The following is an 11238-nucleotide window of genomic DNA, read 5'->3' on the forward strand; positions in this document are numbered from 1 at the left end:
CTTGAACTCCTCTATGCTGCGTTCAGCGTTATCTGCGCCCGCAAGCTTCTGAAGATAATCCCGTATTAGTTGATTGACACTGGTGCCCAGAGCCTCAGCCCTCTTACGTGCTTTTGTGAGCGTCTTTTCATCGATGGAAAGTGTCACATTCATCGTGCGCACATAATACGTGCTAGAGCGGAAGCTGTCAACGGGTTACGATGAAATCAGTCGTCCCGTTTGTTCAGTTAAATCGCTGCCTGTAACCTGATTTCATGCCCTCTTCTATTTCGCGGCTACGCATCTGGTTTGGAATCTCTGCGCTGCTGATGATTGGCGTAGTTGCGGGCTTCTACCTGTATGCACGCTACCGTGTGCAGCGGGCTGTTCACGATCTTCCGGCGAAGCTGGGCGCGAACATTCAGCAGAACACGCAGGGGTTCACCTATTCCCAGTCGGCGGGCGGGCACACCATATTCTCAATCTCTGCTTCCAACGCTGTTCGTTATAAGGAAGGTGGTAAGGCTGAACTTCACAATGTGAAGATCGTCTCGTACGGTCGAAATTCTGATCGGCAGGATGAGATTACTGGCGACGATTTCGAGTACGACGCACAAACCGGCGACGTAACTGCAAAAGGTAAAGTCGGCATTCAATTGCAGGCAGTCGAGCCGGGCACTTCGAAACCGGAAGCATCCGTCAATAAGACTGGAAGCCCTCTACATCTCGACACTTCAGGTCTGGTTTTCAATCAAAAGACTGGTGTCGCGCACACCGCCGAACTGATCACCTTCCAGTTGCCGCAAGGAACCGGTTCAGCCGTAGGCGCCACTTATGATTCGAAAAAGGGGACATTTAAGCTGTATTCCGATGTGCACCTGCTCACGGGCGGCCCAAGGCGGACTGATCTACGCGCATCTACCGCTTATTACGAACAGGAGACACAACAACTCACGCTGACGGATCTCCGCGCGGAATCCGGCATTAGACGCCTCGAGGCTCAGCACGTCATTTTGCACCTTCGCGAGGACAACACCGTTTCCCGAGCCGACGCGAGCGGTGGAGTCGATGCGCACGTCAAAGGTGAACGTAGCGCGCAGCTCCACTCGGCCAACGCGAGCTTCATCTTCGGGCCCAACAATCAGGCGACCACCGGACATCTAACTGGCGGAGTGAATTGGCTAACGCAAGGCGCGAGCGCCTCGCACGGCAATGCGGGCGAGGTGTTGCTCAGCTTCGGACCTGACAATCAAATCAAATCGGCACACCTTCGCAATCACGTAGATCTCGTTCAAACTGCCCAAAACGGGAATGCAGCGGCACCCGGGGCGACAGCCAAAGATCCCGTCACACCGGTCGGTTCAGAAGGCCGTGGAACCGAATTTCACGGTGACGGTCTGGATCTTGAGCTGGCCCGAGGTTCGCGTCTTACGACGGCGACTAGTGTGGGCGCAGGGGTACTTGTGCTCACAAACGCTGAGACCACCCCGCAGGCAAACGCGAAGCCCACAACCGCAAAGACAACAATTACGTCGAGTCGCTTTGAAGCGAAGTTTGCAGGAGACAATCGCATTTCCAGCCTCAGTGGAGCGAATCCTGTAAAGATCATTTCTTCCTCGCCGGGCAAACCGGATCGGATTAGCCAGAGCCGCGACATGGTCGCCGCCTTCGCTTCCGGGAAAACGCAAACACTCGAGCGCGTGGTCCAAAGCGGGGATGTCCAGATCCAGGAAGGTCAACGCAGCGCCACCGCTGATCGCGCTACCTACAGCCAGCCGACGGACACAATGGCGCTGAGCGGCAACGTTCATTACAAAGACGCATCTACCGGGTCAATGCTTACCAGCGACTCGCTCACGCTAAGCCGTGCAACCGCAGAAACCACGGCCACTGGCAATGTAAAGACCACCTACTCGGAGCAGAAGACGGGGCAGAATACCCCGCAGAAACAAGAAGCTTCTGGAGCGATGCTTACGCCTGTGCAGCCAGTTCACATCACCGCCGAGCAGATGGTAGCTAGGAACTCGACTGGTGCGGCCCGCTTTAGCGGAGCCGCTCGCCTATGGCAGGGCGGGAACATCGTCCAGGCGCCGGAGATCGATTTCAATCGAAAGGAAAGAACTCTGGATGCTCAGGCGCAAGGGAATGCGCGGGTTTCCACAGTTTTTGTACAGGCGGACCAAAGCGGGAAGCAGGTTCCCGTCGACGTCCTGGCAGACCATCTTCATTATGACGACACGCAGCGGAAGGCGATTTTCGACGGCGCGATCGTTCTTAAGAGTGGAGATTCTACTCTGCAGGCTGGCCGCGCTGTTGTCACATTGCGCGCCCAGAACCAGCCACCACCAACCCCGAAAGCTCAGGCCGGAAAAGCACCAAGTCAGGTGCAATCAATTGATGCGACAGGAAATATTCTTCTCCAGCAGCCAGGAAGGCGAGCAGTGGGCAATCGCCTGATCTACACCGCAGACGAGGAGAAATTCGTCTTGACTGGCACGCCGGCCAGTCCGCCTAGCATTTTTGATGCCGAACACGGTCAAGTTACCGGAGTTTCGTTGACCTTCTTTAACCGCGATGATAGAGTGCTCGTGGACAGTAGCAATTCAATGTCCATAACCCAGACCCGGCGCGAAAAATGACGCAACAAACGCTCTCGACCGACGAGATTGGCAAGTCCTATCGGGGTCGGAGGGTAGTAAACGGGGTCACTCTCCACATAAATCAGGGTGAGGTCGTTGGGTTGCTGGGGCCGAACGGGGCCGGCAAAACCACCACCTTTTACATGATTGTGGGGCTGGTCATGCCCGATGAGGGCCGGGTTCTGATGGACGGCCAGGAAATCACGGGCGTCCCCATGTATCTGCGGGCTCGGAGTTATGGCATCAGCTACCTTCCGCAGGAACCCTCGGTCTTTCGCAAGCTGACGGTCGAGGAGAACATCATGGCCATCCTTGAGGCTCAGCCGCTCTCCTGGGAGAACCGGCGCAGCCGCATGGAGACCCTGATCGAACAGCTTGGCCTGGGGCACATTCGCAAGACGCGCGGATATGCGCTCTCAGGCGGCGAGCGCCGCAGGGTGGAGATCGCGCGGTGCCTTTGCATTCGCCCGACGTTCATCCTGCTCGACGAGCCCTTTTCGGGAATCGATCCGATAGCGGTGCTCGACTTGCAGAAGATCATTTTTGATCTCAAGGCGAGCGGCATCGGCGTTTTGATTACAGATCACAATGTGCGCGAGACGCTGTCAGTAACCGATCGCGCATACATCATCAATCAGGGAAAGATTTTCCGTGCAGGAACGCCCGAACAGTTGGGCAACGATCCGGAAGTGAAAAGAGTTTATCTGGGAGAGAGTTTCTCCTTAGTGTAATTCGACGCAAAGTAGCGCATGATGGAACTAAGCAATCAGCTTTCGACAATCAGCCGTACGCGCCAGCTTCACATGACCGTTAAGCCCTCAGTACGTACTGGCCGAATGCCGACAGCCGAGTGCCGATAGCCGACCCATGGTCCTTCTTCAGAACAAACTGAACCTCAAGGTCTCGCAGAAGCAGATCCTCACTCCGGGGCTCGTGCAGATGGTGAGCGTGCTTGCGCTCAACAAGCTCGAGCTGAAGGAGATGATCAATGCTGAGATTGTCGAGAACCCGGTTCTGGAGGAGCTTGAATCGAACATTCCGATTATCGACCAGGTGGCTGGTAAAGAAGCAGACCGCGAGCGCGCTGACTCTCCGGAACAGCCTGCCGTCACAGCCGGCGAGCAGGCCGGTGAGAAAAAAGATCCATTCGAAGAGATCGATTTCGGTAGCTACTTCCGTGAGTATCTCGACCCTGGATTCCGTAGTCCGCAGGGCGATTTCGAGAGCTCTGAGCGTCCTTCGTTCGAAAATTTCCTTTCGAAGCCGGGCACACTGACTGATCATTTGATGTGGCAGCTAGGCGCGATGCCGATGAACGAAAAAGTTCGCGCCGCCGCTGAGCTCGTAATCGGCAATCTCAATGACGATGGCTATCTTGTCGCGTCAGATGAAGAGCTGATGTCTGTGGCTCGTGGCGAGAACATCGAGCTTGAGGCCTCTGTATCTTCTGGTAACGCAGAAGTTCCGGCAATCGCACCGGTCACAGAGGAAAGCCAAGTTCCGGAGCATGAGCCAGTGACGGCTCTGGTTGGCAGTTACGCCGGTGGGCATGGAACGCAAGTTGCCGTAGCCCCTCCGCCGGCTCGGGTGTCCCAGAATGGAACCACGCCTTCAGCCGCTGTGAAACCAAAACAGACTGCAGCTCCGTTCGAGATGCAGGATTTGCGCGAGGCGATCGAGATTATCCGCCAAATGGATCCGATCGGCATTGCGGCTCGCGATTTGCGCGAGTGCCTGCTGCTCCAGCTTCGCGATCTCGAGCGTCAGGTGAATAATCGCGTTGTGAACGGCGATTCCGAAGTCCACAATCAAAGCCTCGCCCAGATTCACACGGCGGTGGCGATCGTCGATACGCAACTGCGTAACGTGCAAAACCGGCAGTTCAAGGAGATTGCTCGCGCCATCGGGCGTCCGCTGGAATCTGTGATGGCAGCGCTTGACTTCCTCAAGACGCTTGATCCGAAGCCTGGCCAGCGCTACAACCAGGTGGAGCCTCGACTGATCGAGCCCGATGTCGCGTTCGTGAAACAGGGTGACGAATACGTCGTGATGATGAACGAAGATGACATTCCTGTCCTGCGGCTGAATCCCGGTTACAAAAAATTGCTGAATCGCGATGCTGCTGAAAAAGATGTTCGCAATTACGTGAAAGAGCGTTATAAGTCTGCTATTCAGCTCATGAAGAACATTGAGCAGCGGAAGCAGACAATCCTCAAGACCTGCTACGCCATCATCGGCCGCCAACGCGATTTCCTCGACTATGGCATCGATCAATTGAAGCCCATGATGATCAAAGAAGTCGCCGAAGAGATTGGGGTTCATCCCTCGACAGTGAGTCGGGCCGTCGCCAACAAATACGTTCATACGTCTCAGGGCGTCTACGAACTACGCTACTTCTTCAGCGAAAGCGTCAATGGACCTGAAGGTAGCGGAACGTCGCTGATGATCCTCAAGCGGCGCGTAAAGAAACTGATTGAAGAAGAAGATGCAAGACGTCCGCTTACTGACGAGCAGATCACGCGCATTCTGCAATCACAAGGCATCAACGTGACGCGCCGTACGGTTGCGAAGTATCGCGAGGACATGAAGATTCCCAGCACGCATCAAAGACGTCTGAAGGATTGAAAGAAGCTTCTGAGCTGCTAAGCGGCCAAGCTTCTAAGCATTTTGCTCGACCGAAACTGCGATAAAGAAAGGAGGTCGGCTTCTAACGCGAGGGACTCCCGGACGATCTCGCAGACTGGGTGATTCACCAGCGGAGCCAAAAAACTAACGACACATATCAGCCAACCGCAGCAAAACTCCACGCTCCTGTAGTCAGGGGCTTAGCAGCTTAGTAGCTCAGCAGCTTAGAAGCTCGTTGGAGGGAGTTTGATGAACGTCGAGTACACCGGAAGGCAGTATGAAATCACTCCCGCAGTGCGCAAGCAGGTGGAACACGGCTTGGGCAAACTCGAAAAACTCTTTGGCAGCACCTTCGACTCGCATGTAATTCTCACCCTGGAAAAACACCGCAACATCGCGGAAATCACCATCAACATTCGCAATCATCCGATCGTCGGCGTAGCCGAGGCGACCGAAATGTCCGCGGCCGTTGGCGAAGCGCTCGACAAAATCGATCGCCAGGCAGTGAAGTACAAGAGCCGCTGGCGGACCAAGAAGCGCCAGGTTCGCAAAGAAGAGTGGCCCAAACAAGTGGCCAAACAGGAAGCACAGCACATGGCCGTAGGCGCTAACCCAGCGACTGCTGTGCCTGTTGTTGTCCATTCCTTCCCGGCGATTGCGCGTCTAACGGAAACACACGTGGCAAAGTCAGCTGATTCGGTCGCGTTGCGTCCCATGACAATTGAAGAAGCGGTGAAAGAGGCCGAGTTCCGCGACCGCGATGTGTTTGTCTTCCGCGATCCCGATGGTCGCGTGAAAGTGTTGCATCGGAAAAAAGACGGCAAAATGGAGCTGATTGAAGCGCCGTAAGCTGCTGCTAACATCATCTTAATGGCGATCGCTTCTAAACAGGTGCAAGATGCTGATGCGCAGAAGACTCCGCGTCGGCGTCTGGCGCCGCGCGGAGGCAAGTTCAAGCGCGGTCCGACCGAGTTAGTGATCATTACCGGCATGAGCGGCTCGGGCAAGGGATCCGTTCTCAAAGCCTTCGAAGATCTCGGCTATTACTGCGTCGATAACCTTCCTCTCGAACTGATTCCACGTTTCGCAGATTTAGCACGGCAATCCCCGGAAATTGAGCGTACCGCTCTGGTCGTCGACATTCGCGAAGGGCAGACGCTCACTCGACTGCCGCAGATTCTGAAGCAAGTAAAAAGGACCATCAACACGCAAGTCGTCTTCCTTGAAGCCTCAGACGAATCACTGGTGCGACGCTTCAGCGAGACGCGACGACCCCATCCGCTGGGCAAGAGTTCTTCCGTTGCATCGGCGATCAGCTCGGAGCGCGAAAAGCTCGATTTCGTTCGCAACCTGGCTGACGTGATCATCGACACCTCCAAGTTCAACGTCCACGAGCTGCGCTCTCATATCCTCGAAAAGTTTCAAGATGGGAAAAGCGGCACTCACAGCATTCTCGTCTCGTGCGTGAGCTTCGGATTCAAGAACGGCGTGCCTAGCGATTCCGATTTGGTATTCGACGTTCGCTTCCTGCCGAATCCTCACTTCGTGCCAGAGTTCCGTCCTCTTACCGGCAAACATCCCAAAGTCGCAGCGTACATCCGCCAGTTTCCTCAGACGAAAGAGTTCATCGATCGCATCTCGGAATTGCTGATCTATCTCATGCCGCATTACATCCGAGAAGGGAAGAGCTACCTGACTATTGCGTTCGGATGCACCGGTGGGCAGCACCGTTCGGTCATGATCGCCGAAGATGTCGCGAAGCGGCTAAAGAAAGCTGGATACAACGTGAAGGCGCAGCATCGCGACAGTCCTAAGTAACGCCTGTTTAATTCAGAAACATCGTCCGATACAGCGTGTCACGCTGCACCGGCTTAAATCCTGCGTCGCGAATAATGTGACGCAGCTCTTCTTCCGTCGTGCAGTTGGAGGTGCCGGCAGCGCGCACTACGTTCTCTTCCAGCATCACTGACCCAACATCATTTCCGCCGAAACGCAATCCCATCTGTAGGACTTTCAAGCCTTGTGTCACCCAGCTCGCCTGGACATTTTCGATATTGTCGAGGAAGAGGCGGGAAATCGCCAATAGTTTCAAGTACTCGACTGACGTCGCCTCATCCCATTTTCGTCCGCCAAGCGCGGTGTTCTTGGGTTGAAAGCTCCACGGGATGAATGCGGTAAATCCGCCGGTTTCCTGTTGCAGATCGTAGATCACCTGGAAATGGTTAATACGCTGCTCGAACGTCTCACCGACGCCGAACATCATCGTGGCAGTGGTTCGCATTCCGAGCTGATGAGCAGTGCGATGGACGTTGAGCCAGTCTCCAGTCAGGCACTTCAGGCGCGCGATGCGATAACGAACATCGTCGTCGAGAATCTCAGCTCCGCCTCCCGGAATGGAATCGAGTCCGGCATCGCGCAGACGCATGATAGTGTCGCGAATCGTAAGGCCGCTGTACTCAGCGATGGCGATAATTTCGGAAGCCGAGAAGCAGTGGAGGTGAACTTTGGGAAAGCGGTCTTTAATTCCGCACAGCAGGCGCTCGAACCAGTCAATTTTCAAATCGGGATGCAGACCGCCCTGCATGAGAACGCCCGTGCCGCCAAGCTCGACCGTCTCACGAATTTTTTCGTAGATGGTGTCGAAATCAAGGATGTAGCCTTCGGCCGCGAGCTTCCCTTTCAGCGGGCGGTAAAACGCGCAGAACGAGCAGTACTCGGTGCAGAAGTTCGTGTAGTTTATGTTGCGATCGATGATGTAGCTGACCACGCCTTCAGGATGAAGGCGTCGGCGAATGGCATCGGCTTCCATGCCGATGCCGATCAGATCATCGGAGCGAAACATATCGAGCGCTTGCTGACGTGTGAGTGACATGTGCTGTTTCGATTCTAGCTTGCCTTGATCTTCTCTCTCTGCTTCGCCGCTTCGAGCGGACGCTTCGGTTCGGTCATGTTCACCGGATCGAGAATCTCTGCGATCTCTTCTTCTTTCAGCAATCCTTGTGAGCGAGCGATCTCGATAATCGATCGTCCGGTCTTGATCGATTCCTTCACGATCTCGGCTGCTTTCTGATATCCAATGTATGGATTCAATGCAGTCGCGAGGGAAACAGTGCTTTCCGCATAGAACTGGCAGCGATCTTTATTCGCGGTGAGTCCGCTGATGCAGAACCTGTCGAACTGGCGGAGCATGTTGGTCATGATCGTGATCGACTGCAGCACGCTATAAGACATCGTCGGCATCATGACGTTCAGTTCGAGCTGTCCGCCTTGAACAGCTAGTGCTACCGCCGTGTCGTTGCCGACCACCTGGAAAGAGACCATTGCTGCCAGCTCCGGCATCACGGGATTGATCTTGCCCGGCATGATCGATGAGCCGGGCTGCAGGGCCGGCAGATAGATTTCCGCCATTCCCGTATTGGGACCCGACGATATTAGGCGAATGTCGTTCGAAATGCGGATGATTTCCAAAGCGAGATTCCGCAACGCTGCCGAGGTCTGCGCCATGGGCGCATTCGATTGCATGGCCCATCGCATGTCAGTTGCCGGCATAAGCTTTTGCCCGGAGATGCGCGTGAGATTTGCAACCGCACGCCCGCGATAGTCCGGATGCGTATTGATTCCCGTGCCTACAGCCGAGCCTCCAAGGCCTAACCAGCGCAGGTCTTCCGAGTTCTGCCGGATGTTGTCGCCGGCCTTGCGCAGCGTAGCTGCATACGCTGCAAACTCCTGTCCAAGACGGATGGGCACAGCGTCCTGCATGTGCGTCCGCCCGGATTTCATGATCTCCCAGAACTCTTTGCTCTTTTGGTCGAAGCTATGCGTGAGTGAGTCGAGGACTGGATATAGCTTTTCGAGTTCGATCAGCGTCGCCAAACGCATGGCGGTGGGAAATACGTCATTGGTCGATTGCCCGTAGTTGACATGATCGTTCGGATGCACGCGCTTGTATTCGCCGAGCTTGCCCCCGAGGATCTCTTCCGCACGATTGGCGATCACCTCGTTGGAGTTCATGTGGAAGCTCACGCCGGCGCCGGCCTGAAAGACATCGACCACAAACTCGCGGTCCCACTTGCCGTCGATCACCTCTTTGGAGGCGGCAATAATTGCATCAGCAACCTTTGCGTCGATGAGCCCAAGCTCTTTATTGGCTTCAGCCGAGGCGCGCTTGATCATCGCTATGGCGCGGATCAATGTTGGATGCGCGCGCATTCCCGAAATAGGATAGTTCTCGACGGCGCGCGCCGTCTGCACGCCGTAGTAAACGTGGGCAGGAATCTCCTTCGGGCCGATCGAGTCTTTCTCAACGCGAGTGGCAGGGGACGGTGCCGTGGACATGATTGCTCCTCAACCAGGAATCGAGCAGCGGTGGGCTGCGAACTCTCGATTATAGCGAGTCTTTTTCATCGCCCGAGGGTTATGCTTCTTCAGCAGTTACATCCCCCATTTTTGGAGGTAGCTCATGAAAACTGTAGTTCGCGCAGCGGTTGCAATGCTGCTCACCTTCGTCTTAGGCGCTCCGATGGTTGCGCAAGCGCCGACAGCCAAATCCGGTTTTCTACCGACCACACAAGACAACGAAAAGGCCGAACGTCGCGAGCGCCATCCGCACATTCGTGGCGCAATTCGTGAACTTCAAGAGGCCAAACGAGAGCTTCAGACCGCAGCGCATGACTTCGGCGGACATCGCGAGGATGCAGTAAAGGCCTGCGACGAAGCCATCCACCAACTGCAGCTCGCACTGCAGTACGACAAGAAATAACCGCTCGATCCGGCCCGTTTCCAGCGGACGGGCCGTTTCTGCTCCTGCTCTCCTTCTGCAAACACGCCTCATCCCAAGTGCATCTGAATACCCGATGCCGCATTTTCCCTATGAAGTTCCGATCCTGGGCACCATAGGCGTTTTCATCGTTGCCTCTGTCGTAGCACTCATTGCGCGCAAAGTCATCGAAGCGCGCGACGTCGCGCCGAAGGAACACTACCGGCTGTACCGCCTGACCAACACCGTCATTACCGTTCTGACCGTCGCGGCCATCATTGGGTTCTGGACAAAGGTCTTCGAGCACAAAGGCCAGTTCCTGGGACTCATCGGAGCCGGCCTGGCAATCTCCCTTCGCGAGCCGCTGCTCAGCATCGCCGGGCGCATCGCCATCTTCGCCGGACACATGTACTCGGGCGGCGATCGCATCGAGATCAACAAGCTCAGCGGCGACGTAATCGACATCGGATTCTTCTACACGCGGATGATGGAGATCGGAAACTGGATCAGCGGCGATCAATACAGCGGACGCACCATCCAATTCGCCAATGCTCAAGTCTTCGGCACTCCAGTCTTCAACTACACACGCACATTCGGCTACATCTGGGACGAGATCAAAATTCCGATCACTTACGCCAGCAACGTGAAAGCGCTTTCCGAAATTCTGAAGAGCGTCGGACACGAATACACGCAGCAGTTCCTGCAAGGCGCGCAGCGGCAGCTCGATCGGATGCAGCGCTACTTCATGGTGCAGCACTTCGAACTCGAACCCGACGTGTACATTAAAGTCACCGACAATTACATCGAACTCACGCTGCGCTACGTGGTCGATCCCAAACAGCGCCGCAAAGCCAGCAGCTTCATCTTCGCGGAAACATTCCGCAAGCTGCGCGAACGAAATGACATTCAAATCGGCTCTACCACAATGGACCTCACAGTCCATCCGCCCGACGCGCAAGCAAAAGGCGATGAGCAGACCAAAGCCGCAGACAATCCCACAGCAGCAGTCGGCAAACCATCGCAGATCAAAGACACGCAGGAGCAAACCGCGCGCGAAATGATCGGCGACAAAGAGCCAAGAGACTCGGATAAAGCGGCATAATCAGGACTGAGCTCGCTGCCGACTGTCGGATTGAGAATGTTCTGCTCGGACACCGTTAAAACCTTTTCAACACGAAGGACACGAAGGCCACAAAGGCTTTGCTTTGGCTTCCTTCGCTCCCTTCGTGCCCTTCGTGT

At 55.4% G+C, this 11238-nt stretch carries 9 protein-coding genes; 7 read left to right on the forward strand and 2 right to left on the reverse strand.

The features are described 5' to 3' along the window. Positions 1-254 precede the first annotated feature (254 nt). The 5 genes from lptC (at position 255) to rapZ (ending at position 7061) form a co-directional block, all read left to right on the forward strand. Complete coding sequence (gene lptC / locus VFU50_06690) at positions 255-2618, forward strand: LPS export ABC transporter periplasmic protein LptC (GenBank protein HEU5232529.1); 2364 nt, start codon at positions 255-257, stop codon at positions 2616-2618. Continuing rightward, a complete protein-coding gene (lptB, locus tag VFU50_06695) occupies positions 2615-3349 on the forward strand; it encodes an LPS export ABC transporter ATP-binding protein (protein ID HEU5232530.1) in 735 nt (244 codons plus the stop codon). Before lptC ends, lptB begins: the two co-directional genes overlap by 4 nt. Positions 3350-3485: 136 nt before the next feature. Continuing rightward, positions 3486-5243 carry an RNA polymerase factor sigma-54 gene (rpoN, locus tag VFU50_06700; protein HEU5232531.1) on the forward strand — a complete coding sequence of 586 codons (1758 nt, stop codon included), beginning with the start codon at positions 3486-3488 and terminating at the stop codon, positions 5241-5243. Between the two features lie 249 nt (positions 5244-5492). Further along, entirely contained in the window at positions 5493-6092 is a 600-nt protein-coding gene (gene raiA / locus VFU50_06705) for a ribosome-associated translation inhibitor RaiA (protein ID HEU5232532.1), read from the forward strand. A gap of 21 nt (positions 6093-6113) precedes the next feature. Continuing rightward, positions 6114-7061 carry an RNase adapter RapZ gene (gene rapZ / locus VFU50_06710; GenBank protein HEU5232533.1) on the forward strand — a complete coding sequence of 316 codons (948 nt, stop codon included), beginning with the start codon at positions 6114-6116 and terminating at the stop codon, positions 7059-7061. Between the two features lie 7 nt (positions 7062-7068). Here rapZ and mqnC read toward each other — a convergent pair whose 3' ends face one another. Continuing rightward, positions 7069-8115 carry a cyclic dehypoxanthinyl futalosine synthase gene (gene mqnC / locus VFU50_06715; GenBank protein HEU5232534.1) on the reverse strand — a complete coding sequence of 349 codons (1047 nt, stop codon included), beginning with the start codon at positions 8113-8115 and terminating at the stop codon, positions 7069-7071. Positions 8116-8129: 14 nt separating this feature from the next. Next, positions 8130-9578 carry an aspartate ammonia-lyase gene (locus VFU50_06720; GenBank protein HEU5232535.1) on the reverse strand — a complete coding sequence of 483 codons (1449 nt, stop codon included), beginning with the start codon at positions 9576-9578 and terminating at the stop codon, positions 8130-8132. A gap of 124 nt (positions 9579-9702) precedes the next feature. Here VFU50_06720 and VFU50_06725 point away from each other — a divergent pair, with 124 nt between their 5' ends. Continuing rightward, positions 9703-10002: a hypothetical protein gene (locus VFU50_06725; GenBank protein ID HEU5232536.1), complete on the forward strand. Its 300-nt coding sequence runs from the start codon at positions 9703-9705 to the stop codon at positions 10000-10002. 94 nt (positions 10003-10096) lie between these two features. Further along, positions 10097-11101: a mechanosensitive ion channel family protein gene (locus tag VFU50_06730; GenBank protein HEU5232537.1), complete on the forward strand. Its 1005-nt coding sequence runs from the start codon at positions 10097-10099 to the stop codon at positions 11099-11101. Positions 11102-11238 lie beyond the last annotated feature (137 nt).

It is taken from the genome of Terriglobales bacterium (assembly GCA_035764005.1).
In the GTDB taxonomy this organism is placed as follows: domain Bacteria; phylum Acidobacteriota; class Terriglobia; order Terriglobales; family Acidobacteriaceae; genus Gp1-AA112.

Coding starts and splice junctions, on each gene's coding strand:
- lptC (HEU5232529.1), top strand. CDS start 255: ATGCCCTCTTCTATTTCGCGGCTACGCATCTGGTTTGGAATCTCTGCG.
- lptB (HEU5232530.1), top strand. CDS start 2,615: ATGACGCAACAAACGCTCTCGACCGACGAGATTGGCAAGTCCTATCGG.
- rpoN (HEU5232531.1), top strand. CDS start 3,486: ATGGTCCTTCTTCAGAACAAACTGAACCTCAAGGTCTCGCAGAAGCAG.
- raiA (HEU5232532.1), top strand. CDS start 5,493: ATGAACGTCGAGTACACCGGAAGGCAGTATGAAATCACTCCCGCAGTG.
- rapZ (HEU5232533.1), top strand. CDS start 6,114: ATGGCGATCGCTTCTAAACAGGTGCAAGATGCTGATGCGCAGAAGACT.
- mqnC (HEU5232534.1), bottom strand. CDS start 8,115: ATGTCACTCACACGTCAGCAAGCGCTCGATATGTTTCGCTCCGATGAT.
- VFU50_06720 (HEU5232535.1), bottom strand. CDS start 9,578: ATGTCCACGGCACCGTCCCCTGCCACTCGCGTTGAGAAAGACTCGATC.
- VFU50_06725 (HEU5232536.1), top strand. CDS start 9,703: ATGAAAACTGTAGTTCGCGCAGCGGTTGCAATGCTGCTCACCTTCGTC.
- VFU50_06730 (HEU5232537.1), top strand. CDS start 10,097: ATGCCGCATTTTCCCTATGAAGTTCCGATCCTGGGCACCATAGGCGTT.